Annotated in this window: 22 protein-coding genes; 13 read left to right on the forward strand and 9 right to left on the reverse strand. The window is 69.4% G+C overall.

What is annotated here, in order from left to right; translation table 11 throughout:
- Positions 1-155: 155 nt before the first annotated feature.
- Positions 156-518: a hypothetical protein gene (locus tag M2165_RS14085; protein ID WP_280815234.1), complete on the reverse strand. Its 363-nt coding sequence runs from the start codon at positions 516-518 to the stop codon at positions 156-158.
- Positions 519-880: 362 nt separating this feature from the next.
- Between M2165_RS14085 and M2165_RS14090 the strand changes: the two genes are divergently transcribed.
- Complete coding sequence (locus tag M2165_RS14090; protein ID WP_280817537.1) at positions 881-1,978, forward strand: aldose epimerase family protein; 1,098 nt, start codon at positions 881-883, stop codon at positions 1,976-1,978.
- 6 nt (positions 1,979-1,984) lie between these two features.
- Here the strand turns inward: M2165_RS14090 and M2165_RS14095 are convergent, their stop codons facing one another.
- On the reverse strand, positions 1,985-2,260 hold the full coding sequence (locus M2165_RS14095; RefSeq protein WP_280815235.1) for a DUF2798 domain-containing protein: 276 nt from the start codon (positions 2,258-2,260) through the stop codon (positions 1,985-1,987).
- A gap of 123 nt (positions 2,261-2,383) precedes the next feature.
- Here M2165_RS14095 and M2165_RS14100 point away from each other — a divergent pair, with 123 nt between their 5' ends.
- Complete coding sequence (locus M2165_RS14100; RefSeq protein WP_280815236.1) at positions 2,384-3,271, forward strand: LysR family transcriptional regulator; 888 nt, start codon at positions 2,384-2,386, stop codon at positions 3,269-3,271.
- 18 nt (positions 3,272-3,289) lie between these two features.
- On the opposite strand, the gene M2165_RS14105 is transcribed toward M2165_RS14100, so the two are convergent.
- Positions 3,290-4,195, reverse strand: coding sequence for an SMP-30/gluconolactonase/LRE family protein (locus M2165_RS14105; protein WP_280815237.1), 906 nt, complete (start codon positions 4,193-4,195; stop codon positions 3,290-3,292).
- 114 nt (positions 4,196-4,309) lie between these two features.
- Between M2165_RS14105 and M2165_RS14110 the strand changes: the two genes are divergently transcribed.
- On the forward strand, positions 4,310-5,107 hold the full coding sequence (locus M2165_RS14110; RefSeq protein ID WP_280815238.1) for an SDR family oxidoreductase: 798 nt from the start codon (positions 4,310-4,312) through the stop codon (positions 5,105-5,107).
- A gap of 147 nt (positions 5,108-5,254) precedes the next feature.
- On the opposite strand, the gene M2165_RS14115 is transcribed toward M2165_RS14110, so the two are convergent.
- A complete protein-coding gene (locus tag M2165_RS14115) occupies positions 5,255-6,214 on the reverse strand; it encodes a LysR family transcriptional regulator (RefSeq protein ID WP_280815239.1) in 960 nt (319 codons plus the stop codon).
- Positions 6,215-6,358: 144 nt separating this feature from the next.
- On the opposite strand from M2165_RS14115, the gene M2165_RS14120 reads away from it, so the two are divergent.
- The 10 genes from M2165_RS14120 (at position 6,359) to M2165_RS14165 (ending at position 19,241) form a co-directional block, all read left to right on the forward strand.
- Positions 6,359-7,810, forward strand: a complete 1,452-nt coding sequence (locus M2165_RS14120) for an aldehyde dehydrogenase family protein (RefSeq protein WP_280815240.1) — start codon at positions 6,359-6,361, stop codon at positions 7,808-7,810.
- Between the two features lie 50 nt (positions 7,811-7,860).
- Positions 7,861-8,829, forward strand: coding sequence for an ABC transporter substrate-binding protein (locus M2165_RS14125; protein WP_280815241.1), 969 nt, complete (start codon positions 7,861-7,863; stop codon positions 8,827-8,829).
- 19 nt (positions 8,830-8,848) lie between these two features.
- On the forward strand, positions 8,849-9,922 hold the full coding sequence (chvE, locus tag M2165_RS14130) for a multiple monosaccharide ABC transporter substrate-binding protein (protein ID WP_280815242.1): 1,074 nt from the start codon (positions 8,849-8,851) through the stop codon (positions 9,920-9,922).
- Positions 9,923-9,930: 8 nt separating this feature from the next.
- Positions 9,931-11,502, forward strand: coding sequence for a multiple monosaccharide ABC transporter ATP-binding protein (mmsA, locus tag M2165_RS14135; RefSeq protein ID WP_280817538.1), 1,572 nt, complete (start codon positions 9,931-9,933; stop codon positions 11,500-11,502).
- Entirely contained in the window at positions 11,499-12,692 is a 1,194-nt protein-coding gene (mmsB, locus tag M2165_RS14140; protein WP_280815243.1) for a multiple monosaccharide ABC transporter permease, read from the forward strand. The genes mmsA and mmsB overlap by 4 nt, the downstream gene beginning before the upstream one ends.
- Before the next feature lie 3 nt (positions 12,693-12,695).
- On the forward strand, positions 12,696-14,216 hold the full coding sequence (locus M2165_RS14145; protein ID WP_280815244.1) for a sugar ABC transporter ATP-binding protein: 1,521 nt from the start codon (positions 12,696-12,698) through the stop codon (positions 14,214-14,216).
- 145 nt (positions 14,217-14,361) lie between these two features.
- Complete coding sequence (locus M2165_RS14150) at positions 14,362-15,396, forward strand: ABC transporter permease (RefSeq protein ID WP_280815245.1); 1,035 nt, start codon at positions 14,362-14,364, stop codon at positions 15,394-15,396.
- Positions 15,393-16,418 carry a galactofuranose ABC transporter, permease protein YjfF gene (yjfF, locus tag M2165_RS14155; RefSeq protein ID WP_280815246.1) on the forward strand — a complete coding sequence of 342 codons (1,026 nt, stop codon included), beginning with the start codon at positions 15,393-15,395 and terminating at the stop codon, positions 16,416-16,418. Before M2165_RS14150 ends, yjfF begins: the two co-directional genes overlap by 4 nt.
- A gap of 6 nt (positions 16,419-16,424) precedes the next feature.
- Positions 16,425-18,161 carry an IlvD/Edd family dehydratase gene (locus tag M2165_RS14160; RefSeq protein ID WP_280815247.1) on the forward strand — a complete coding sequence of 579 codons (1,737 nt, stop codon included), beginning with the start codon at positions 16,425-16,427 and terminating at the stop codon, positions 18,159-18,161.
- Positions 18,162-18,323: 162 nt separating this feature from the next.
- On the forward strand, positions 18,324-19,241 hold the full coding sequence (locus tag M2165_RS14165) for a dihydrodipicolinate synthase family protein (protein ID WP_280815248.1): 918 nt from the start codon (positions 18,324-18,326) through the stop codon (positions 19,239-19,241).
- Positions 19,242-19,277: 36 nt separating this feature from the next.
- On the opposite strand, the gene M2165_RS14170 is transcribed toward M2165_RS14165, so the two are convergent.
- The 5 genes from M2165_RS14170 to cphA (M2165_RS14190) all read right to left on the reverse strand — a co-directional run bounded on the left by M2165_RS14170 (position 19,278) and on the right by cphA (M2165_RS14190) (position 25,671).
- Positions 19,278-19,532: a hypothetical protein gene (locus tag M2165_RS14170; RefSeq protein ID WP_280815249.1), complete on the reverse strand. Its 255-nt coding sequence runs from the start codon at positions 19,530-19,532 to the stop codon at positions 19,278-19,280.
- Positions 19,533-19,676: 144 nt separating this feature from the next.
- Positions 19,677-20,180, reverse strand: coding sequence for a hypothetical protein (locus tag M2165_RS14175; protein WP_280815250.1), 504 nt, complete (start codon positions 20,178-20,180; stop codon positions 19,677-19,679).
- Positions 20,181-20,271: 91 nt separating this feature from the next.
- Positions 20,272-20,601, reverse strand: coding sequence for a hypothetical protein (locus M2165_RS14180; protein ID WP_348541051.1), 330 nt, complete (start codon positions 20,599-20,601; stop codon positions 20,272-20,274).
- A 242-nt stretch (positions 20,602-20,843) separates the two neighbouring features.
- The gene (cphA, locus tag M2165_RS14185) at positions 20,844-23,411 is read right to left on the reverse strand and encodes a cyanophycin synthetase (protein ID WP_280815252.1); all 2,568 of its coding nucleotides are present in this window, start codon (positions 23,409-23,411) and stop codon (positions 20,844-20,846) included.
- A 16-nt stretch (positions 23,412-23,427) separates the two neighbouring features.
- Positions 23,428-25,671, reverse strand: a complete 2,244-nt coding sequence (gene cphA / locus M2165_RS14190) for a cyanophycin synthetase (protein WP_280815253.1) — start codon at positions 25,669-25,671, stop codon at positions 23,428-23,430.
- Positions 25,672-25,803: the final 132 nt, after the last annotated feature.

Genomic DNA, 25,803 nt, shown 5'->3' on the forward strand with positions numbered 1-25,803 from the left:
GCCTGCGCGCAGCGTGCCGGGCTGGACGCTCCGACGCCTGCGGCCCGCAGCGCCGACGCGCCCCTCGCATGGAACCAGCCCGCCACGCGCGCCGCCTGCCCCGACCGCCCCGGCTACCTCTGGGTGCAGCCGCCCGAAGGTCCGGCCTGCGTCCGCTACTTCGCGAGCAGCGACCTCGACGGCGCGCGGCTCGCGATCGTGCAGTTCTCGGGCGACCGCGACAGCCTGATGGAGCGGCCGCCCGCGCAGATCCCGGGCAACACCGAGGCGCTGCGCACGCGCGACGCCCAGCGCAGCCGCGATCGCGCGGGCGTGCCGTGGGTGTTCGTGGCGCGGCCCGGCACGTATGGGTCGTCGGGCGACCACGGCAGGCGGCGCGAGATTGCCGAGTTCCACGCGCTCGACGCCGCGCTCGACGCGCTGATGCAGCGCCACCGGCTGCAGCGCATCGTGATCCTCGGCCACAGCGGCGGGGCCACCGCGGGCGCGGCGCTGCTCACGCTGGGCCGCCAGCGCATCGCCTGCGCGGTGCTGACCTCGGGCGCCTACGGGCTGCTGGAGCGCGCGCGCCGGCTCGGCAAGTCGCGCGGCGGCCGCAGCGACACCACCGGAAGCACGCAGTTCTACGACCCGCTCGCGCACGTCGACGGCATCGTGCCCGACCCCGCGCGACGCATCGTGCTGATCGGCAGCCGCGAGGACCGCAACACGCCCTTCGACCTGCAGCAGCGCTTCGCCGATGCGGTCGCGCGCGCGCGGGCCACCGCGTCGAGATCCGCACCCACGCGGCCGACCCGCCCGAATACCACGACCTGCAGGACCGCATCGGCCTGCGCACCGCCGCGCAGTGCGCGCAAGAGGCGATGCACCCATGAACACCATGACGACCACCACGACAGCCACGACCACGACCGCCCGCGGCATCGCCACGCGCGAATTCGGCCACATGCCCGACGGCCGCCCCGTGACCGAATACACCCTCGACAACGGCCGCGGCCTGAGCCTCAGCACCATCAACCTCGGCGGCATCGTGACCGCGCTGCGGGTGCCGGGCCGCGACGGCCGGGCCGGGAACATCGTGCTGGGCCTGCCGACGCTGGCCGAGTACCTGCAGCCGCATCCGCATTTCGGCACCATCGTCGGACGCTATGCCAACCGCATCGCGCACGGCCGCTTCACGCTCGACGGCACGCCGCACCAGCTGACGATCAACAACGGCGTGCATTCGCTGCATGGGGGCACGCACGGCTTCGGCACGCGCTTCTGGGAGATCGCGCCGGTGGACGACGCGCCGGATGCGGTGGCCGTCGAGCTGCGCTACACCAGCGCGGACGGCGAAGAGGGCTTCCCGGGCGAGCTGCGGCTCGCGGTGCGCTACGCGCTGAGCACGCGCGCGAACACCTGGCGCATCGACTACCGGGCCGAGACCGACCGGGCCACGGTGCTGAACCTGAGCCACCACGACTATTTCAATCTCGCGGGCGAGGGTGCGGTGCTCGACCACCGGCTGACCATCCCGGCCAGCCGCTTCTGCCCGGTGGATGCGGGCCTGATACCGCTCGGCACGGCAGCGGTGGCGGGAACGCCCTTCGACTTCCGCGCGCCCATGCCGATCGGCGAACGCATGGCCGATCGGCACGAGCAGCTGCTTGCCGCCGGCGGCTACGACCACAACTGGGTGCTCGATCGGCCGGCGCCGGACGGCCTGGCGCTCGCTGCGCGGCTCGAACACGAGGCCACCGGCCGCGTGATGGAAGTGCACACCACCGAGCCGGCGGTGCAGTTCTATTCGGGCAACTTCCTGGACGGCAGCCTGCGCGGCGCGGACGGCGAGCCGCTGCGCCGCGGCGCGGGCCTGTGCCTGGAGACGCAGCACCATCCCGACGCGCCGAACCGGCCGGAGTTTCCCTCCACCGTGCTGCGGCCGGGCGAGCGCTTCCACAGCGCGACCGAGCACCGCTTCGACGTGCTGGGCTGACGCGGCTCAGCGCGGCGCCGGTTGCACCATCGCCGCCACGAGCCGACGCACCAGCGGCAGCACCACGAGCAGCGAGGGAAAGGCCACCAGCCACGAGACGCCCCAGGCCGCCATCCACTGCGGCAGCAGACCGGGATGGAAGCCCACGCTCTTGAGCGTGGAGATGCCCGCGACGATGCAGGACATGAAGACCGAGAGCAGCAGCGGCATCAGGATGCCCGCATAGCGCGCCGGCAGCCGGCGCGTGCGCATGGCGGTGGAGGCGGGTGTGGTTGTTTCCATGGATGATTCCTTTCTGGCTTGCTTGAATGCGGCCTTGCCGCGACAGCCCAAAGATAGAAAAAGCCGCCGCTTCGGAGAATCCGTGCGCGGCGCCAAGAACCTTCATCCAGATCGGGAGAATCCATGGACCAGCTGCAGGACATCCGCGCCTTCGTCGCCATCGTCGACCTGGGCAGCCAGAGCGCGGCGGCGCGCCAACTCGGGCGCTCGGTGCAGTCCATCAGCCGCTCGCTGGGCGTGCTCGAGCGCAGCCTCGGGGTCCAGCTGATCCGGCGCACCACGCGGCGTTCGTCGACCACCGAGGTGGGGCGCAGCTACTACCGCCGCGTGCAGGCCGCGCTGGCCGAACTCGACGCGGCGGGCGCCGAGGCCAGCAGCCAGCTCGATGCGCCGCGCGGCCTGCTGCGCGTGGCGGCGCCGGTGCAGTTCGCGGCGTCGTACGTGGTGCCGCTGGTGGCGGCGTTCATGCAGCGCTATCCGGGCATGGAGGTGGACCTCACCGCGTCCGACCGCTTCGTGGACCTGATCGAGGGCGACATCGACCTTGCGATCCGCGCCGGCGAGCTGCCGGATTCGGAGCTCGCGGCCCGCCGGCTCGGCGCGCTGCGGCTGGTGGTGTTCGGCGCACCCGCGTACTTCGCGCGGCACGGCCGGCCCGAGCGCCCGGAAGACCTGGCATCGCACCAGTGCCTGGTGCGCACCACGCACGGCAACGATGCGCACTGGCCCTTCAGCGTCGACGGCCGGCTCGCGCGCGTGAAGGTGTCGGGGCGGTTCCGCGCCGACAGCACGAGCGCGCTCTATGCCGCGGTCACCGCCGGCATGGGCCTGTTCCGCACGCCGCTGTGGCAGATCCGGCCGCTGCTCGACAGCGGGCAGGCCGAGCTGGTGCTCACCGGGTTCGAAGCGCCGCCGCTCCCGCTGCATGCGGTGTGGCCGGCGGCGCGCGGCAGTTTCGCGCGCGCGAAGCTGTTCGCCGATTTCGCGGCGGAGCACCTGCCGCCGCTCTGAGCGGCGCGCCGCCGCGCGTCAGCCCGCGAACAGCGCGGCCGGCAGACCCGGGCTGCCGATGCGCACGCTGAACAGGCCGCCCGCGAGCGGCTCGGCCGCGAGCGCTGGGTCCGACAGGCCGGTGCGCGCGGTGCTGATGTAGAGCGTGCAGAGGTCTTCGCCGCCGAAGGCGCAGTCGGTCACCTGGCTGGCGGGCAGCGTGATGCGCGCCAGCTCGGCGCCGCTCTCGGGGTCGTGGCAGCTCACGCAGTGGCCGCCCCAGCGCGCGATCCAGAGCCGGCCGGCCGCGTCGGTGGTCATGCCGTCGGGCAGGCCCTCGCCCTCGCCGAAGCGCAGCCACACGCGCTTGTTGCGCACCGTGCCGGCCGCGGCGTCGAAGTCATAGGCGTAGATGCAGCCCTCGACCGTGGCGTTGAAGTACATCGTGCGCTCGTCGAGCGACCAAGTCGGCCCGTTCGTCACCGCGAAGCCGTCGTCGTGGCGCGTGCAGCTGCCGTCGGCATCGAAGCGGTAGAGCGCGCCCGTGGGGGCCTGGCAGTCGAAGTCCATGCTGCCGGCCCAGAAGCGGCCCTGCCGGTCGCACTTGCCGTCGTTGAAGCGGTTGCCGGCGCGCTCGGGCTCGGGCCGGTGCAGGTAGCGCGGCGCCGCATCCAGCGCCGGATCGAACAGCGCGAAGCCGCGGCGCATGGTGACGATCAGCCCGGGCGCCTCGGCGCGTTCGGCCAGCGCGGTGATCTCCTCGTCGAACTGCCAGCTGCGGCGCTCGCCGCCGCGCGGGTCGTGGCGATGGAGCCGGCCTTCGAGGATGTCGATCCAGTAGAGCACCTGTTCGCGCTGCGACCAGACCGTGCCTTCGCCGAGGGCGGCATCGGCGGGCCAGAGGCATTCGGGCGTGCCGAGGATGGTGGGGGCACTGAGGGCCATGGGCGTTGTCTCCTTCGTTGTTGTTGGCGAATCGTCCTTGACGCGGCGGATCGTATCAAGGCATATTGATAATAGAAATCAGCATTCTCGGCATCTATTGATATGGATTTTGCAATGACAGAAAACGCCTCTTCGCAGCAGCGGCAGCAGCAGCACGCGATCCATCCCAGCCTCGCGGGGCGCACGGTCTTCGTGACCGGCGGCGGCAGCGGCATCGGCGCGGCCATTGTGGCCGCGTTCGCGGCGCAGGGCGCGCGCGTCGCCTTCGTCGACATCGCCGAGGCCGAGAGCGCCGCGCTCGCGCAGCGCATCGCTGCGGCGGGCCATGCCGCGCCGTGGTGGCGCACCTGCGACGTGCGCGACATCGCGGCGCTGCAGAAGGCCATTGCCGACGCGGCCGCCGAGCTCGGCGACTTCGCGGTGCTGGTCAACAACGTCGCGAGCGACGACCGCCACACGCTCGAATCGGTCACGCCGGACTACTACGACAACCGCATGGCCATCAACGAGCGCCCCGCGCTGTTCGCGATCCAGTCGGTGGTGCCGGGCATGAAGCGGCTGGGCTTCGGCTCCGTCGTCAACCTCGGCTCCACGGGCTGGCAGACCAAGGGCTCGGGCTATCCCTGCTACGCGATCGCGAAGTCCTCGGTCAACGGCCTCACGCGCGGCCTGGCGGTGGAGCTGGGCAAGCACCGCATCCGCATCAACACCGTCTCGCCCGGCTGGGTGATGACCGAGCGGCAGGTCAACCTGTGGCTCGATGCCGAGGGCGAACAGGCCCTGCAGCGCAACCAGTGCCTGCCCGACAAGCTGATGCCCGAAGACATCGCGCACATGGTGCTGTTCCTCGCCTCCGACGACGCCAGGATGTGCACGGCGCAGGAGTTCACGGTGGACGCGGGCTGGACTTGAAATTCTGAAGCCGGGGTCGGGCAGCCGTACGCGAAGGACGCGAAGGTTTCGCGAAGGGCGCGAAAAAGAGAATCAAAAAATTGGTCTTCCTTTCGCGTCCTTCGCGAAACCTTCGCGCCCTCTGCGTCCGGAAACCCGCTCCCGAATTCAATCGATCTCCAGCTTCCGCCCATACACGCTCAGGCTCGCCGTCTTCAGCGCCTTCATCATCACCTTGGCCGCGGGCGACAGCAGCCGGTCGGTGCGCGTGATGATGCCGAAGGCGTCCATGTGGCAGGGCATGTCGAGTGGCAGCAGCGACACGATGCCGTGCGCCGCGTAGTAGCGCGCCACGTCGGTCGCGAGCACCGCCACCATGTCGCTCTGCTGCAGCATGCGGGTGATGAAGAGCAGCGCCGGGCTCTCGATGATGTTGGCGGGGGGCGCGAGGCCTTCCTCCTGGAACATCAGGTCGAAGCGGTGGCGCAGCACGCTGCCCGCGGGCGGCACGATCCAGCCCGCGCCCACCACGTCGCGCAGCGTGAGGCCGCTCACGCCCAGCAGCGGATGGCCGGGCCGCACCAGCGCGCACACCGGCTCCTCGGTCAGCGCCTCGTAGCGCAGCTGCGACTTGTCGTGCTCGGCGAAGAGCCGGGCCACCAGGATGTCGAGCGTGCCCTGTTCCAGCCGCTCCAGCAGCACCGGGCTGGTCTCGATCTCGAGCGAGACGCGCAGGTCGGGCTGTTCGCGCTTCACCATCGCCACCGCGGGCGGCATCAGCGTGAGGCCCGGCGCGGTGATCGCGCCCACGTTCACCTGCCCGAAGCGGCCGGCCTTGAGCGCGGTGAGCTCGTCGTGCGCCTGGTTCAGGCTCGCGAGCGCCACGCGCGCATGGCGGATCATGGTCTCGCCGTACCAGGTCGGCCGCATGCCGCGCGGCAGCCGCTCGAACAGCGGCACCTCCAGCACGTCCTCCAGGTCCTTGAGCAGCTTGGACGCCGCGGGCTGCGTCATGTTGAGCACCTGCGCGGCGCGGTGGATGTTGCCTTCCTCCGCCAGCGCCACGAGCAGCAGCAATTGCCGCGTCTTGAGGCGCGCACGGATGAACCAGTGGTTGTAGTTGTTCATGACAAGGGGTTGGAACTTTGGGCTGCGCGGGTTTTCCAGAATCCGGCGATTGATATCCATTTTGTCGAAAAAATGATTGGATCGATATCAAATTCGTTCCTAGACTCTCGCCACTCCAAAAACGAGAGACAAGGTCAACGCTCCGTGATCCACGGCGAGCTCCATCAGAACGTGCGGCAGTACATCAATGGCCGCTGGGAAACCAGCGCGACCACGGGTGTGAGCGCCAATCCCTCGGACACCAGCGAAGTGGTGGCGGAGTACGCACGGGCCGACCGGCGGCAGGTCGATTCGGCGATCCGCGCCGCGGCCGACGCCTTCGGCCACTGGAGCCACAGCACGCCGCAGCGCCGCGCCGACGTGCTCGACCGCATCGGCACCGAGCTGCTCGCGCGCCGCGACGAGCTGGGCCTGCTGCTGGCGCGCGAGGTCGGCAAGACCCTGCCCGAGGCGGTGGCCGAGGCCACGCGCGCGGGCCAGATCTTCAAGTTCTTCGCGGGCGAGGCGCTGCGCGCGGGCGGCGAGAACATGGCGTCCGTGCGCGCCGGCGTGCAGGTCGACGTGACGCGCGAACCCGTGGGCGTGACCGGGCTCATCACGCCCTGGAACTCGCCGCTCGCGGTGCCCGCGACCAAGATCGCGCCGGCGCTCGCGCACGGCAACAGCGTGGTCTTCAAGCCGGCCGAACTGGTGCCGGCCTGCGGCTGGACCCTGGCCGAGATCATCAGCCGCGCCGCATTGCCCGCGGGCGTGTTCAACCTCGTGATGGGCAGCGGCCGCGAGGCCGGCCAGGCCATGGTCGACAGCCCGCTGGTCGATGCGCTGAGCTTCACCGGCTCGGCGCGCAACGGCGAGCGCATCCTGCAGGCGGCGGCCGCGCGTCGCGCCAAGGTGCAGCTCGAGATGGGCGGCAAGAACGCGCTCGTGGTGCTGGCCGATGCCGACCTCGACCATGCGGTCGATTGCGCGGTGCAGGGCGCCTACTTCTCGAACGGCCAGCGCTGCACCGCATCGAGCCGGCTGATCGTCGAGGCCGCGGTGCACGACGCCTTCGTCGCGAAGCTGCGCGACCGGCTCAAGACGCTGAAGATCGGCCATGCGCTCGAACGCGGCGTCGACATCGGCCCGCTGGCCGACGAGGTGCGGCTCGCGCGCAGCCTGGCCTGGGTCGAGATCGCGCGCGAGGAGGGCGCCGAGCACGTCTGGGGCGGCGAGCCGCTCGTGCGCGCCACCACCGGCCATTACATGAGCCCGGCGCTCTTCCTCGCGCGGCCCGCGCACCGCATCGCGCGCGAGGAGATCTTCGGCCCCCTGGCCTGCGTGCTGCGCGCGGCCGACTACGACGAGGCGCTGGCGCTGTGCAACGACACGCCCTCGGGCCTGAGCGCGGGCATCTGCACCAACTCGCTCAAGCACGCGATGCATTTCAGGCGCCATGCCGAAGTGGGCATGACGATGGTCAATCTGCCGACCGCGGGGGTGGACTTCCACGTGCCCTTCGGCGGCCGCAAGGGGTCGGGCTACGGGCCGCGCGAACAAGGGCGCCACGCCGCGGAGTTCTACACGACGGTCAAGACCGGCTACATGCGGGCCTGACCACCTCATCGATGTTTTTCAGCTGGCCGACATAACGAAGGAGACATTCCATGAAACTCAACCGCCGCACACTCAACATCGCGCTCGCCGCCGCCTCGCTCGGCAGCCTGCTGCCGGCCGCCGCGCTCGCGCAGCAGAAGAAGATCGTCCTGGGCTTCAGCCAGGTCGGCGCCGAAAGCGAATGGCGCACCGCCAACACCGAGTCGATCAAGTCGTCGGCCAAGGAGGCCGGCATCGAGCTCAAGTTCTCCGATGCGCAGCAGAAGCAGGAGAACCAGATCAAGGCCATCCGCTCCTTCATCGCGCAGAAGGTCGACGTGATCGCCTTCTCGCCGGTGGTCGAGTCGGGCTGGGAGACGGTGCTGCGCGAGGCCAAGGCCGCCAAGATCCCGGTGGTGCTGACCGACCGCGCCGTCAACACCAAGGACGATTCGCTCTACGTGACCTTCATGGGCTCCGACTTCGTCGAGGAAGGCCGCAAGGCCGGCCGCTGGCTGGTCGAGAAGATGAAGGACCAGAAGGGCGAGGTCAACATCGTCGAGCTGCAGGGCACCGTGGGCTCGGCGCCCGCGATCGACCGCAAGAAGGGCTTCGAGGAGATCATCAAGGCCGACCCCAAGTTCAAGATCCTGCGCTCGCAGACCGGCGACTTCACGCGCGCCAAGGGCAAGGAGGTGATGGAAGCCTTCCTCAAGGCCGAGGGGAAGAAGATCAACGTGCTCTACGCGCACAACGACGACATGGCGATCGGCGCGATCCAGGCCATCGAGGAAGCGGGCCTGAAGCCCGCGAAGGACATCACCATCATCTCGATCGACGCCGTCAAGGGCGCCTTCGAGGCCATGATCGCCGGCAAGCTCAACGTGTCGGTCGAATGCAGCCCGCTGCTCGGGCCGCAGCTCATGAGCGCGGTCAAGGACATCAAGGCCGGCAAGACGCTGCCCAAGCGCATCGTGACCGAGGAAGGCATCTTCCCGATGGAAGTCGCCGCCAAGGAATTCCCCAACCGAAAGTACTGATCGAGAGCGAGCACCCGCCATGAAACGTAGCAACTTCCTCAAGGCCTCGATGGCCGTCGTCGCGCTCGCCGCCGCGGGTCTCGCGCCGCTCGCGCAGGCGCAGGACAAGGGCCTGATCGCGATCTCGATGCCGACCAAGTCGTCGGCACGCTGGATCGCCGACGGCGCCAACATGGTCAAGTACTTCAAGGAGAAGGGCTACAAGACCGACCTGCAGTACGCCGACGACGACATCCCGAACCAGCTCGCGCAGATCGAGAACATGGTGACCAAGGGCTCCAAGGTGCTGGTCATCGCGGCGATCGACGGCTCCACGCTGTCGGACGTGCTGCAGAAGGCGGCCGACAAGGGCGTGAAGGTCATCGCCTACGACCGGCTCATCAAGGGCTCGAAGAACGTCGACTACTACGCCACCTTCGACAACTTCCAGGTCGGCGTGCTGCAGGCGCAGTCGATCGAGGCGGCGCTGGGCCTGAAGAGCGGCAAGGGCCCGTTCAACATCGAGCTGTTCGGCGGCTCGCCCGACGACAACAACGCCTTCTTCTTCTACAACGGCGCGATGTCGGTGCTCGACCCCTACATCAAGAGCGGCAAGCTCGTGGTGCGCAGCAAGCAGATGGGCATGGACAAGGTGGGCACGCTGCGCTGGGACGGCGCGGTGGCGCAGGCGCGCATGGACAACCTGCTGTCGGCCTTCTACACCAAGGACCGCGTGGATGCGGTGCTCTCGCCCTACGACGGGCTCTCGATCGGCATCATCTCCTCGCTCAAGGGCGTGGGCTACGGCTCGGCCTCGCAGCCGATGCCGGTGGTCTCGGGCCAGGACGCCGAGATCCCCTCGGTCAAGTCGATCCTGCGCAAGGAGCAGACCTCGACCGTGTTCAAGGACACGCGCGAGCTCGCCAAGGTCACGGTGGCCATGGTCGACGCGATGCTCTCGGGCAAGACGCCCGAGGTGAACGACACCAAGACCTACAACAACGGCGTCAAGGTGGTGCCCTCGTACCTGCTCAAGCCCGTCAGCGTGGATGGCGGCAACTGGAAGCAGGTGCTGGTCGACAGCGGCTACTACAAGGAAAACCAGGTCAAGTGAGCACCGACATGGCAGCGGAGCGGCCCGCCTGCATCCTCGAGATGCGCGGCATCACCAAGACGTTCCCGGGCGTGAAGGCGCTCTCGAACGTGAACCTGGCGGTGCGCGCGGGCGAGATCCATGCCGTGGTCGGCGAGAACGGCGCGGGCAAGTCGACGCTCATGAAGGTGCTGAGCGGCGTCTACCCGTGCGACTCCTACACCGGCGAGATCCACTTCGAGGGCGAGCAGCGCCGGTTCCGCGGCATCGCCGACAGCGAGCGGCTCGGCATCATCATCATCCACCAGGAGCTGGCGCTGGTGCCGCTGCTCTCGATCGCCGAGAACATCTTCCTCGGCAACGAGATCGCCAGCGGCGGCGTGATCGACTGGTTCGCCGCCTACGCGAAGACGCGCGAGCTGCTCGCCAAGGTGGGCCTGGCCGAATCGCCCACCACGCTCGTGACCGACCTCGGCGTGGGCAAGCAGCAACTGGTGGAGATCGCCAAGGCGCTCGCGAAGGAGGTGAAGCTGCTGATCCTCGACGAGCCCACCGCAAGCCTGAACGAGAACGACAGCGATGCGCTGCTCATGCTGCTGCTCGAACTCAAGCGCCAGGGCATCGCCTCGATCCTGATCTCGCACAAGCTCAACGAGATCGCCAAGGTGGCCGACTCGATCACGGTGCTGCGCGACGGCGCCACGGTCGAGACCATGGACTGCCGCACGCAGCCGATCAGCGAGGACCGCATCATCCGCGGCATGGTCGGGCGCGACATGGCGCACCGCTATCCGCAGCGCACGCCGAAGATCGGCGAGACCGTGTTCGAGGTGCGCGACTGGCGCGTGCACCATGCGCTGCATGCCGACCGCGAGCAGATCAAGGGCGTGGACCTGCACGTGCGCCGCGGCGAGATCGTCGGCATCGCGGGCCTGATGGGCGCGGGGCGCACCGAACTCGCGATGAGCATCTTCGGCCGCTCCTACGGCCAGCGCATCAGCGGCACGGTGTTGATGCACGGCCAGCCGGTCGACGTGGGCACGGTGCGCAAGGCCATCGACCACGGCATCGCCTACGTGACCGAGGACCGCAAGGGCCTGGGGCTGGTGCTCGAGGAGAACATCCAGAAGAACGTGAGCCTCGCCAATCTGGATGCAGTGTCGCGCTCGTCGGTGATCGACGATGCGCGCGAGTTCAAGGTGGCGAACGACTACCGCAAGGCGCTGCGCATCCGCTGTTCGGGCGTGGAGCAGCTGGTGGTCAACCTGTCGGGCGGCAACCAGCAGAAGGTGGTGCTGAGCAAATGGCTCTTCACGCAGCCCGAACTGCTGATCCTCGACGAGCCCACGCGCGGCATCGACGTGGGCGCCAAGTACGAGATCTACACCATCATCGACCAGCTCGCGAGCGAGGGCAAAGGCATTCTCATGATTTCTTCCGAACTTCCCGAGCTGCTCGGGATGTGCGACCGCATCTACGTGATGAACGAGGGCCGCTTCGTGGCCGAGTTTCCGGCGGCCGAGGCCTCGCAGGAGCGCATCATGCACGCCATCGTGAGCGCGGGGAGTTCGGTCCATCTGCCCGTGGAGCCATCGGCATGACCCCCGTCGACGCGGCGGTGACGCCTCCGAAGCTGCATGCCGGCTTCCTGAAGAACAACCTGCGCGAGTACGGCATGCTGATCTCGCTGGTCGCGATTATGGTGCTGTTCCAGGTGCTGACCGACGGCACCTTGCTGCGGCCGCTGAACCTGACCAACCTGCTGCTGCAGAACAGCTACGTCGTGATCATGGCGCTGGGCATGCTGCTGGTGATCGTGGCGGGGCACATCGACCTGTCGGTGGGTTCGGTCTGCGGCTTCATCGGCGCGCTGGCGGCGGTGCTGATGGTCGAGTACGAATGGCACTTCGTGCCGGCGGCGCTGGTCGGCATCCTGGCCGGTGCGCTGATCGGCGCCGCGCAGGGCTGGTTCGTGGCGTACCGCAAGATTCCGTCGTTCATCGTCACGCTCGCGGGCATGCTGGTGTTCAAGGGGCTGACGCTCGCGCTGCTCGCGGGGCAGTCGGTCGGACCGTTCCCCGAGGCCTTCCAGCGCCTGAGCTCGGGCTTCATCCCCGATCCGCTGGGCGGCGAGGGCGGCGGCCTGCGCACCACCTCGCTGATCCTCGGCGCGGTCGCGGCGGCGGCGCTGATCTTCTTCAAGCTGCGCGGTCGCTCGAAGCTCGCGGCGCACGGCATGGAGACGGAGCCCTTCGCCTTCTTCCTCGTGAAGAACCTGTTCTTCGCGGCCATCATCCTGTTCTTCAGCTACCTGCTGTCGACCTACCGGGGCCTGCCCAACGTGCTGATCGTGATGGCGGTGCTGATCGTGGCCTACGACTTCGTCACCAACCGCACGACCGTCGGCCGGCGCATCTACGCGCTCGGCGGCAACGAGAAGGCGGCGCGGCTGTCGGGCGTGAAGACGCAGCGCCTGGCCTTCCTGACCTTCGTGAACATGGGTGCGCTCGCGGCGCTCGCGGGCCTGGTGTTCGCGGCCCGGCTCAACACCGCCACGCCGAAGGCCGGCCTCGGCTTCGAGCTCGACGTGATCGCGGCCTGCTTCATCGGCGGCGCCTCGGCCTCGGGCGGCGTGGGCAAGGTCATGGGGGCGGTGATCGGCGCCTTCATCATGGGCGTGATGAACAACGGCATGTCGATCATGGGCATCGGCATCGACTACCAGCAGGTCATCAAGGGCCTGGTGCTGCTCGCGGCCGTGTTCGTCGACGTCTACAACAAGAACAAGTAGGCCATGAGCGACGGCAGCGCCCCGCCCGTGCTCGAACTGCGCGGCATCCACAAGCAGTTCGGCGGCATCGCCGTGCTGCGCGACGTGCAGCTCACGCTGCGCGCGGGCGAGATCCATGCGCTCATGGGGCAGAACGGCGCGGGCAAGTCCACGCTGATCAAGGTGCTCACGGGCGTGCTCGCGTCGAACGGCGGCGAGATGCGGCTCGCGGGGAAAACGATCGCGCCCGGCTCGCCGCTCGAGGCGCAGAAGCTCGGCATCAGCACCGTCTACCAGGAAGTGAACCTGTGCCCGAACCTCTCGGTGGCCGAGAACGTGTTCGCGGGCCGCTATCCGCGCCGCGGCGCGGCGCAGGGCTTCCGCATCGACTGGACGGCGGTGAACCGGCGCGCCGAGGAACTGCTCGCGCGCATCGGCCTGTCGATCGACGTGACGCGGCTGCTGTCGAGCTATTCGGTGGCGGTGCAGCAGATGGTGGCGATCGCGCGCGCGCTCGGCGTGTCGTCGAAGGTGCTGATCCTCGACGAGCCGACCTCCAGCCTCGACGACGACGAGGTGGAGAAGCTGTTCGAGGTGCTGCGGCGCCTGCGCGGCGAAGGGCTGGCGATCGTCTTCGTCACGCATTTCTTCAACCAGGTCTATGCAGTGTCCGACCGCATCACCGTGCTGCGCAACGGCCAGTGGGTGGGCGAATGGCGCACGGCCGAACTCGGCCCGCAGGCGCTGATCGCGGCGATGCTCGGGCGCGAGCTCGCGGCGCAGTCGGCGCGGCCGGCGGCGCTGCCCGCGTTCGACGAGGCCGCGCCGGCGCTGCTCGAAGCCGAAGGGCTGGGGCAGGCCGGCCAGCTGCAGGCGACCGACCTGCGCGTACGCGCCGGCGAGGTGGTCGGCATCGCGGGCCTGCTGGGTGCGGGGCGCACCGAACTCGCGCGCCTGCTGTTCGGACTCGAATCGCCCGACCGCGGCGTGCTGCGGATCGACGGCCGGACGCTGAACTTCTCGAGCCCCGCGGATGCGATCCGCGAAGGGCTCGCGCTCTGTCCCGAGGAGCGCAAGACCGACGGCATCGTGGCCGAACTCTCGGTGCGCGAGAACATCGCGCTCGCGCTGCAGGCCCGGCTCGGCACGCGGCGCTTTCTCTCGCGCGCCGAGCAGGCGACGATGGCCGAGCGATTCGTGGCCGCGCTCGGCATCAAGACCGCGAGCATCGAGACGCCGATCGGCCTGCTCTCGGGCGGCAACCAGCAGAAGGCGATGATCGCGCGCTGGCTCGCGACCGAGCCGCGGCTGCTGATCCTCGACGAGCCCACGCGCGGCATCGACGTGGCGGCGAAGCAGGAGATCATGGAAGAGATCCTGCAGCTCGCGCGCGCGGGCATGGCGGTGATCTTCATCTCGTCGGAGATGAGCGAGGTGGTGCGCGTGGCGCATCGCATCGTGGTGCTGCGGGATCGGCAGAAGGTGGGCGAACTGCCGGGCGGCGCGACGGAAGACGAGGTCTACGAAATGATTGCCGCCGCATGAACCCGAGCGATCTCTTTTCTTTCTCCCTCCCCTTCCGGGGGAGGGCAGGGGTGGGGGCGCACGGCCTTCACTACCGCGCGGTCTTCGAGGCCGCATGCCCCCATCCCAGCCTTCCCCCGGCGGGGGAAGGAGCAAGGCAGAAGACATGAGCCTCTTTGCATCCCTCATGCGCCATCGCCTCGCCTGGCCGCTCATCACGCTGTTGCTGCTGCTCGCGGTCAACACCGCCTTCAACGCGAGCTTCCTGCACCTCGAATGGCGCGACGGCCATCTCTACGGCAGCCTGATCGACATCGTCAACCGCGCCGCGCCGCTGGTGCTGGTGTCGCTCGGCATGACGCTGGTGATCGCGACGCGCGGCATCGACATCTCGGTGGGGGCTGTGGTGGCGATCGCGGCGGCGGTGGCCGCGTGGATGATCGGCGGCGCGGTGGGCGGCGACACCAGCCGCTATCCGATGTGGCTGGCGATCCTGGCGGCGATCGGCGTCGCGCTGGCCTGCGGGCTCTGGAACGGCCTGCTGGTCGCGAAGGTGGGCATGCAGCCGATCATCGCGACGCTGATCCTGATGGTGGCGGGCCGCGGCATCGCGCAGCTCGTGACCGACGGGCAGATCATCACCATCTACTACAAGCCTTTCTTCTTCCTCGGCAGCGGTTACCTGCTTGGGCTGCCGTTCTCGCTCTTCATCGTGGCGGCGGTGTTCGTGCTGCTGTACCTCGCGATCACGCGCACCGCGCTCGGCCTGTTCATCCAGGCGGTGGGCATCAATCCGACCGCGGCGCGCGTGGCGGGCGTGCAGTCGCGGCGGCTCGTCGTCGGCGCCTATGCCTTCTGCGGCGCCTGCGCGGGCGTCGCGGGGCTGCTGATCAGTTCCAACGTCAAGAGCGCGGACGGCAACAACGCCGGCCAGTTGCTCGAACTCGACGCGATCCTCGCGGTCACGCTCGGCGGCACCGCGCTCACCGGCGGGCGCTTCAGCCTCATGGGCAGCGTGATCGGCGCGCTGATCATCCAGACGCTGACCTACGCGATCTACTCGATGGGCGTGCCGCCCGAGATCAACCTCGTGGTCAAGGCGGTGGTGGTGTTCGCGGTGATGCTGCTGCAGTCGCCCGAGTTCCGCACGCAGCTGCGCGTGCTGGTGCAGCGGCCGGTGCACGACGGAGGTGCCGCATGAGCGCCGTGATGCAGAGCGCGTCGGCGCCAAAGCCCACGTCCGCGCCCGGTGCGGGGCGGAAGGGGCTCAACCCCAAGTACCTGCCGCTCGCGGCCACGGTGTCGCTGTTCGTGCTGATGGCCACGCTCGGCTCGGTGTTCTACGACGGCTTCTTCTCGGCCCAGGTGTTCCTGAACCTGCTCATCGACAACGCCTTCCTGATCGTGGTGGCGGTGGGCATGACCTTCGTGATCCTCTCGGGGGGAATCGACCTGTCGGTGGGCTCGGTGATCGCGCTCACCACCATGGTGTCGGCCGCGCTGGTCGAGAAGCACGGCTGGAGCCCGGCGGTCGTGATTCCGCTCGTGCTCGCGATGGGCACGGCCTTCGGCGCCTTCATGGGCTTCCTGATCGAGCGCTTCCGGCTGCAGCCTTTCATCGTCACGCTCGCGGGCATGTTCCTCGCGCGCGGGCTGTGCTATCTCATCAGCATCGACTCGATCAGCATCACGAACGAGTTCTATGCCCAGGTCTCGCAGGTCCGCATCCCGGTCTGGGGCGAGGCCTCGCTCTCGATCAGCGCGGTGATCGCGGTCGCGGTGCTGCTCGCGGCGATCTTCATCGCCCACTGCACGCCCTTCGGTCGCACGGTCTACGCGATCGGCGGCAGCGAGCATTCGGCGATGCTGATGGGCCTGCCGGTGCGGCGCACGCTGGTCGGGGTCTACACGCTCTCGGGCTTCTGCTCGGCGCTCGCGGGCGTGATCTTCACCTTCTACATGCTCTCGGGCTACGGCCTGCATGCGCTGGGCCTCGAGCTCGACGCCATCGCGGCGGTGGTGATCGGCGGCACGCTGCTCACGGGCGGCGTGGGCTACGTGGCCGGCACGCTGTTCGGCGTGCTGATGCTCGGGATCATCCAGACCCTCATCTCGTTCGACGGCACGCTGAGCTCGTGGTGGACGCGCATCGTCGTCGGCGCGCTGCTCTTCGTCTTCTGCCTGCTGCAACGCTTCTTCACCTCGCGCGCACCGCGCCGCTGATATCCCATGACAAAGAAATTGCGCTCGACCGAATGGTTCGGCTCCGCCGACAAGAACGGCTTCATGTACCGTAGCTGGATGAAGAACCAGGGCATCCCGGACCACGAGTTCGACGGCCGCCCGATCATCGGCATCTGCAACACCTGGTCGGAGCTCACGCCGTGCAACGCGCACTTCCGCAAGATCGCGGAGCATGTGAAGCGCGGCATCTCGGAGGCCGGCGGCTTCCCGGTGGAGTTCCCGGTGTTCTCGAACGGCGAGTCGAACCTGCGGCCCACCGCGATGCTCACGCGCAACCTCGCGAGCATGGACGTGGAAGAGGCGATCCGCGGCAACCCGGTGGATGCGGTGGTGCTGCTCACGGGCTGCGACAAGACCACGCCGGCACTGCTGATGGGCGCGGCGAGCTGCGACATCCCGGCCATCGTGGTCACGGGCGGGCCGATGCTCAACGGCAAGCTCGACGGCAAGAACATCGGCTCCGGCACGGCCGTGTGGCAGCTGCACGAATCGCTCAAGGCCGGCGAGATCGGCCTGCACCAGTTCCTTTCGGCCGAGGCCGGCATGTCGCGCTCGGCCGGCACCTGCAACACCATGGGCACGGCCTCGACCATGGCCTGCATGGCCGAGGCGCTCGGCACCTCGCTGCCGCACAACGCGGCGATTCCGGCGGTCGACGCGCGGCGCTACGTGCTGGCGCAGATGTCGGGCATGCGCGCGGTCGAGATGGCGAAGGAGGGGCTCACGCTGTCGAAGATCCTGACGCGCGAGGCCTTCGAGAACGCGATCCGCGTCAACGCGGCGATCGGCGGCTCGACCAATGCGGTGATCCACCTGAAGGCGATCGCGGGCCGTATCGGCGTGCCGCTCGAACTCGAGGACTGGACCCGCATCGGCAGCCACACGCCGACCATCGTCGACCTGATGCCTTCGGGCCGCTTCCTGATGGAGGAGTTCTACTACGCGGGCGGCCTGCCCGCGGTGCTGCGCCGTCTGGGCGAGAACGGCCTGCTGCCGCATCCCGATGCACTCACGGTCAACGGACGCTCGCTCTGGGACAACGTGCGCGATGCGCCGAGCCTCGACGACGAGGTGATCCGCCCGCTCGACAAGCCGCTGATCGCCGACGGCGGCATCCGCATCCTGCGCGGCAACCTGTCGCCGCGCGGCGCGGTGCTCAAGCCCTCGGCCGCCTCGCCGGAGCTGCTGAAGCACCGGGGCCGGGCGGTGGTGTTCGAGAACCTCGAGCACTACAAGGAACGCATCGTCGACGAATCGCTCGAGGTCGATGCGAGCTCCGTGCTGGTGATGAAGAACTGCGGCCCCAAGGGCTACCCCGGCATGGCCGAGGTCGGCAACATGGGCCTGCCGCCCAAGCTGCTGCGCCAGGGCATCAAGGACATGGTGCGCATCTCCGACGCGCGCATGAGCGGCACCGCCTATGGCACCGTGGTGCTGCACGTGGCGCCCGAGGCCGCCGACCGCGGTCCGCTGGCGGCGGTGCGCGACGGCGACTGGATCGAGCTCGACTGCGATGCCGGCCGCCTGCATCTGGACATCAGCGATGAAGAGCTGGCGTCGCGCCTCGCTTCGCTGTCGGCTTCGGACACCCAGCCGATGAGCACGCGCGGCGGCGGCTACCAGAAGCTCTACGTCAACCACGTGCTGCAGGCCGACGAGGGCTGCGACTTCGATTTCCTGGTCGGCTGCAGAGGCTCGGCCGTGCCGCGCCATTCGCACTGAAATGAAGGCGGACAGCCGGACGCAGAGGACGCGAAGGATTCGCGAAAGGCGCGAAAAAGAAAATCAAAATTTTCTGTTCCCTTTCGCGTCCTTCGCGGAATCTTCGCGTCCTCTGCGTCCGGCAATCCGCTCCCGCTCCCGAACTGACATCTTCGACACACCATGACCCCCAGATACCGCGGCATCTTCCCGGTGGTGCCCACCACCTTCACTGAACAGGGCGCGCTCGACCTCGAAAGCCAGAAGCGCTGCGTCGACTTCATGATCGACGCCGGCTCCGACGGCCTGTGCATCCTCGCCAATTTCTCGGAGCAGTTCGTGCTGTCCGACGAAGAGCGCGAAGTGCTCACGCGCACGGTGCTCGAGCATGTGGCGGGCCGGGTGCCTGTGATCGTGACGACCACGCACTACAGCACCCGGGTCTGCGCCGAGCGCAGCCGGCGCGCGCAGGACATGGGCGCGGCGATGCTGATGGTGATGCCGCCCTACCATGGCGCGACCTTCCGCGTGCCCGAGCCGCAGATCTACGAGTTCTATGCAGGCCTCTCGGACGCGGTGCGCATTCCGATCATGATCCAGGACGCGCCCGCGAGCGGCACCGTGCTGTCGGCCGCCTTCCTCGCGCGCATGGCGCGCGAGATCGAGCAGGTTGCGTACTTCAAGATCGAGACCGCGGGCGCGGCCTCGAAGCTGCGCGAGCTGATCCGGCTCGGCGGCGATGCGATCGAGGGCCCGTGGGACGGCGAGGAGGCGATCACGCTGATGCCCGACCTCGATGCCGGTGCCACCGGCTCGATGACGGGTGGCGGCTATCCGGACGGCATCCGCCCGATCATCGAAGCGCACCGCGCCGGTGACCGCGACAAGGCCTTCGCGCTCTACCAGCAGTGGCTGCCGCTGATCAACTACGAGAACCGCCAGGCGGGGCTGCTCGCATGCAAGGCGCTGATGAAGGAGGGCGGTGTGATCGCCTGCGAGGCGCCGCGGCATCCGCTGCCGGCGCTGCATCCCGAAACGCGCGCCGGGCTGATCGAGACCGCGAAGCGCCTCGATCCGCTGGTGCTGCGCTGGGGACGCTGAAGGAAGAAAAAAGAAGAGGAGGAGAGCGGAAGGTCTTCAGCTCTTCTCGAGCTCGCTGACCTGCAGCGACAGGTCGAACAGCTTCGACTTGCTTGCGTAGTAGCGGTCGAGCCGCCATTCCTTCAGGATGTCGATCGCGAGTTCGAAGCTCTTGTAGTCGAGGTTGTAGAGCGTGACCAGTTCGAAGCTGCGCTCCGATTCGAGCGCCAGCACGAGCTGGGCAAGGATCTTGGCCGATTCATTGGCCGGGTCCGTTTCGATGAACCGGCGGGCGACCTTGATGGCATTCATTGGAAAGTGTTCCTCGGTAGGCAGAGACCGGGAACTATAGCTATCAGCCTCTCAGGCTTTGTGACAGAAATATGACATGCAAGGCCATCGCCGCCGCGGGCGGCGGGCGATGGCAAGGTGGCGGGTTGGTCTTCGCTGTGCCGCTCAGCGCACCGGGACCGGCGCCGGCATCGGCGCCGGCATGCGCTCGACGGGCGCCACGATCGGCGCCGGCGCGCGCGAGGGCGCCGGCATCGGAGCCGGCATCGCGGCGGGCGCGGGCATGACGACGGTGGTGACCGATTCGCGGATCACGCCGCCGCCCATCACGCTGCCGTCGACGGCGCCGGTGGTGTTGCCGGCACTGCCGAGCACGCGCGCTTCGCAGTCGGCGCGGTCGGCCGGAGGCTGCAGGTTGCAGCGCGCGAGCGCATTGGCGCGGTAGTCGGGCGCGCTGGTCAGGCCGCCGCGTGCGGCTTCCTGGCGCGCGGCGCCGGCTTCACGGATGCAGGCGGCGCGGTCCTGCTGATTGTGTCCGCAGACCGAGAGCTCCTGCTGGTAGGTGGAATCGCCGCGGCGCGTCTGGGCCGAGGCGGGCGCGAGGACGGCGGCCAGGCCGCCCGCGGCAACGAGGGCGGCAATCATCGAACGGGTGCGAAGGCTGTTCATGGTGTGCTCCTTGGAGTGACCTGAAACGAGGGAAAAGATTGGAACGCGGCCGGGCCTCGGCGGTTCCGCTCCGGCAGGGCCGCGACGGGGCTCAGCGTGTGGGTGCGGCCGGCTGCGGCGGCAGCGGCGCGACGGTCTTGCGGATCACGCCGCCGCCCATCACGCTGCCTTCGGTGCTCGTGCGGGCGCCGCCCTGCAGGCGCGCCTCGCAGTCGGCACGGTCGGCCGCGGGCTGTTCGCGGCAGCGCGCCATGGCATTGGCGTCGTAGCGGCCGGGGCTGGCGCTGGTCAGGCCGTTGCGTGCGGCTTCCTGGCGCGCGGCGCCGGCTTCGCGCAGGCAGGCGGCGCGGTCCTGCTGCACGCCGTCGCAGGCGGCGCGCTCAGCCGCGGCGCTTGGTTGCTGCGCAGGCTGTGCGCGCACGACCGAGGCGCCGGCGGCGAGAAAGACGCATGCCGCGAAAAAGGTGGCAGCGGCAAGAGGCGATCGGGAACGGACAGTGGCTGTTCTTCTCATCGGGTGCTCCTGGTTGGGCCGCACCCTCCGAGGAGCACGACCGGAGCGCCAGTGTGGGCGCACGACCCGCCCGCGGCCTGTGGGACGGCACAGACACCCGCCCCGGCCGGACTCGCCGATCCGTGTGGGACTGATCCGGCAGCGCCGGCTCAGCCCTCGGAGATGCGCTGGGCGAGGTGCGCGAGCGCTTCGTCGACCTGATCGACGAGGATCAGCGACAGATCGCCCGGCTGCAGGCGCGCGAGCGCGGTGTCGATGGCGATGAATTCGCCCCGGATCTCGTCGATGTAGCGCGTGCGCGCGGCGCCCTGCAGGCCCTGGCGCAGCAGTGCCATCACTTCGCCGTCGGCACGGCCGCGCTGCGCGGCGTCCTGGTAGAGGATCACGTCGTCGAAGGCCTGGCCGAGGATCGCGGTCTGGTCGCGGATGTCGGAATCGCGCCGGTCGCCCGCGCCGCTGATGACCACCGAGCGCTTCCGCGCCGGCATGGTGTCGACGGCCGACACCAGCGCGCGCATCGCGTCGGTGTTGTGGCCGTAGTCGGCGATCACGGTGGCGCCGCGGTAGTCCATCACGTTGAAGCGGCCCGGCACGCCGGCCGCGTCGTTCATGAAGCTCGCGAGGCCGCTGCGGATGGTGTCCCAGTCCAGGCCCACGCCCCACGCGGCGGCCACCGCGGCCATCACGTTGTCGACCTGGAAGCCGATGGTGCCGCCGCGCGTGATCGGCACGTCGCGCAATGCGATGCGCTCGCGCCACGAGCCTTCGGCCGCGACCAGCGTGTCGTTGTCGATGTAGACCGTGCGCTTGCCCTGCGCGCGGTGCGTGGCCATCACCGGATGCTGGCGGTCGGCGGCGAAGAAGATCACGTGGCCGGGGCAGCCCGCGGCCATGGCGGCGACGTTCACGTCGGCCGCGTTGAGCACCGCATAGCCGTCGGGCGCCACGTTGCGCACGATCACGCGCTTGAGCACGGCCAGGTCTTCCACCGTGGTGATGTAGTTCAGCCCCAGGTGGTCGCCGCTGCCGATGTTGGTGACCACGGCCACCTGGCAGCGGTCGAAGCCCAGGCCCTCGCGCAGGATGCCGCCGCGCGCGACCTCGAACACCGCGGCGTCGACGTCGGGGTGCATCAGCACGTTGCGCGCGCTCTTCGGTCCGCTGCAGTCGCCGCTGTCGGTCTGGCGGCCGTCGACGTACACGCCGTCGGTGTTGGTCATGCCGGTGCGCAGGCCGCTCGATGCGAGCAGGTGGTTGATCAGGCGCGCGGTGGTGGTCTTGCCGTTGGTGCCGGTCACGGCCACCACCGGAATGCGGCCGTCGTCGCCGGGGGCGAAGAGGGTGTCCATGATCGCCTCGCCCACGGCGCGGCCGCGGCCGAACGAGGGCGAGATGTGCATGCGCAGCCCCGGGGCCGCATTCACCTCGACCACGCCGCCGTGCTGCTCCTCGAGCGGACGCAGCACGTTCTCGCACACCATGTCGACGCCGCAGATGTGCAGGCCGACCATCTGCGCCGCATCGACCGCGCGCGCGGCCACTTCGGGGTGCACGGTGTCGGTCACGTCGGTGGCGGTGCCGCCGGTGGAGAGGTTCGCGTTGTTGCGCAGCACCACGCGCTGGCCGCGCTCGGGCACGCTGTCGGGCGTGAGGCCCTGGGCCTCGAGCCGGCCGATCGCGATGTCGTCGAGCCGGATCTTGGTGAGCGAGGTCGCGTGGCCTTCGCCGCGCCGCGGATCGAGGTTCACCGCATCGACGAGCTGGCGCACGGTGGCGCTGCCGTCGCCGATCACGTGCGGCGGGTCGCGCCGCGCCGCGGCCACGAGCCGGTCGCCGACCACCAGCAGGCGGAAGTCGAAGCCGGGCAGGAATTTCTCGACCATCACCTCGCCGTAGGCCGCGGCCGATTCGTAGGCCGCCGCGAGCTGCTCGCGCGTGGTGATGTTGACCGTCACGCCCTTGCCCTGGTTGCCGTCCTGCGGCTTCACCACCACGGGCAGGCCGATCTCCATCGCGGCGGCCCAGCCGTCGTCGGCATCGGCGACGGGGCGCCCCAGCGGCACCGGCACGCCGGCGGCATTGAGCAGCTGCTTGGTGAGTTCCTTGTCCTGCGCGATCGATTCGGCCACGCCGCTGGTGCTGTCGACCTCGGCCGCCTGGATGCGGCGCTGGCGCGAGCCCCAGCCGAACTGCACCAGGCTGCCGCTCGTGAGCCGGCGGTACGGAATGCCGCGCACCACGGCGGCATCGACGATGGAGCCGGTGCTCGGGCCCAGGCGCTCGGATTCGTCGAGGTCGCGCAGCTCGGTGATGGCGGCGGTGGCGTCGAAGGGGGTGTCGTTCTGCGCGGCGGCGATCAGCGCCTCGGCCAGCGCGAGCGCGCGGCGGCCGACTTCTTCCTCCGAGTACTGGACGACGACCTGGTAGACGCCTTCCTCCATCGTGGGCGAGGTGTGGCCGAAATTCACCGCGCAGCCGGCCTGGGCCTGCAGCGCAACGGCGGCGTTCTCGAGCACGTGGGCCAGCGCCATCGGCTGGCCGAGCACCATCGGATGCAGTTCGCCGATGGTGGGAAAGCGCGCCCGCAGGCGGGCTTCGAAGCCGGGCAGGCGGCTGATGGCGTTCTCGTCGCCTTCGCAGGCCACGACGGCCTCGATGGCGGTGTGGCGGCTCCAGAGGTTGGGGCCGCGCAGGGCGCGGGTGCGGGTCACTTTCATGGGGCGGCGCGGCGCATCAGGCAAGTTGGGGTTGCAGGGAAAGCGGCGGCGTCTGCGACAGCTGCAGCGACGCCAGGGCGGCCTGCAGGTCGGCCTCGAAGGCCTCCACGCCGGCGCCGATCAGGTTCAGCGGAATGCCCATGGCCCAGGCCGCGGCCACGGCGGCCAGCAGGCTCTCGAGGCTGACGCCCGCATGCGTGGCACGCCACACCGTGAGGCGGCCGAGGCCCGGCAGGAAGGATTCGCTGCTGCCGTTGGCCAGCACCACGCGGTCCTGCCGCACCAGCACGGCCTTGCCGCCGGCGGCCTGGTGCGCGGCGAGCGCGGGAGACTGCGCGTCGGCGGCATAGAGGATGACGCCGCCGTCGCACAGCGGCGCGAGGCCGGCCACGCGTTCGTCGCCCCCGTTGAGCACGGCCGTGCCCTCGGGCAGCACCACGTCGACCTGCGTGCGCAGCACCTTGACCATCTGGTCGCTCTCGGTGATGTCGTAGTCGGTCAGCGCCTCGGCGCCGTCGAGGTCGGTCACGATGCCGATCTGGCAGCGGTCGTAGGGCAGGCCGTCGCGCAGGATGGTTTCGGCGCCGTTCTCGATCACCACGGCCTGCACGGCGCGGTTCATCAGCAGACGGTGGCCGGCGTCCCAGTTGGCGCTGTCGCGCGCGTCGACGCGGCGGCGCTCGAGGAACAGGCCGTCGCGGCAGGCGAGGCCGGTGTGGCGTCCGCCGAGGTTGATGAGCCAGGCCACGAGCCGCGCGAGCACCGCGGTGTCGCGCGAACCGGCGACGCCGACCACGGGAATGCGGCCCGGCGCGTCGTTCGGGAACAGGTGGTCGCAGATCGCGCGGCCCACGGGGCGCGGCGAGCCGACGGCGGGCTTCAGGTGCATCAGCAGGCCGGGGCCGGCGTTGACTTCGACGATCGCGCCGCCCTGCGGGCCGAGCGGCCGGCCGATGTCCTGCGCCACGAGGTCGATGCCGGCGATGTCGAGCCCGACCACGCGCGCGGCCAGCACGGCGGCGTGCGCGACTTCGGGGTGGACCTGATCGGTGCAGTCGTTCGCCATGTTGCCGTTGCGCTGGATCGTCACCACGCGGCCGGCGGCCGGCACCGAGCTGCCGTCGAGGTCCTGGCGCTTGAGTTCGAGCTGCAGCTTGGCGTCGGTGGCCAGCACGATCACGTCGAGCGGGAATTCTTCCTCGGCGCCGCGGCGCGGGTCGCTGTTGAGCTGCTTGTCGATCAGCTCGGCCACGGTGCTCTGGCCGTCGCCGGTCACCGTGATGATCTCGCCGCGCGCGGCGGCCACCACTTCGCCGCCCACCACCAGCAGGCGGTGCTCGTGGCCGCGGATGAAGCGCTCGACCATCACGTCGCTGCCCTCGGGCTCGGCGACGGCGAAGGCGGCCATCACTTCCTCGCGCGTCGTCAGTTCGAGCGACACGCCGCGGCCGTGGTTGGCGTCGGAGGGCTTCACCACCACCGGCACGCCGATGTCCTCGGCGGCTTCCCAGGCTTCTTCGGCGCTCTCGACCACCTGGCCCTCGGGCACCGGCACGCCGCAGCTCGCGAGCAGCGACTTGGTGAGCTCCTTGTCGGAAGCGATCGATTCGCCGATGGCGCTGGTGTAGTCGGTCTCGGCGGTCCAGATGCGCTGCTGGTTCGCGCCATAGCCGAGCTGGACCAGGTTGCCGCTGTTGAGCCGCATGTGCGGAATGCCGCGGTCGGTGGCGGCGGCCACGATGGCGGCGGTGCTCGGGCCGAGGTAGCAGTCTTCCACCTTGGCCTTGACTGCGTCCACGGCCTTCTGCACGTCGGCGGCGGTGAACGGGTCGTTGTTGATGGCCGCCATCAGCAGGCGGTGGCCCTCGGCCAGCGCCACCCGCGCGACCTGCTCGTCGCGCGCGCGGAACACCATGCGGTAGACGCCGTGCGCCGAGGTGCTGCGCGTCTGGCCGAAGCCCGTCGGCATGCCGGCGAGGTTGAGCAGCTCGATCACCACGTGCTCGAGCACGTGGCCCGACCAGGTGCCTTCGGTCAGGCGCTGGATGAAGCCGCCGCGCTCGCCCACGCCGCAGTGGTGCTCGATGAGCGCGGGCAGCAGGCCGGTCAGCCGGTCGGTGAAGCCCTCGATCTTGTTCGAGGGGTAGTCTTCGAGCTCGCCGAGGTCGAGCCAGACTTCCAGCACGGGCCGGTAGGTCCAGAGGTTGGGGCCGCGCAAATAGTTGATGCGCAACAGGCGGATGTCGTCGAAACGGGTCATGCAAACGTTCGATGTGCTTTGGCCGAGTACCGCGGCGCCTTCAAGCGCGCCCATGGCGATCGGTCAGAATCGGCGCCCGACACGGGGCGCCATGGCGCGGTCCCTGCGGCCCGCGACGGGCAAGAGTCAAAG

It is taken from the genome of Variovorax sp. TBS-050B, from assembly GCF_029893635.1.
GTDB lineage: Bacteria > Pseudomonadota > Gammaproteobacteria > Burkholderiales > Burkholderiaceae_C > Variovorax.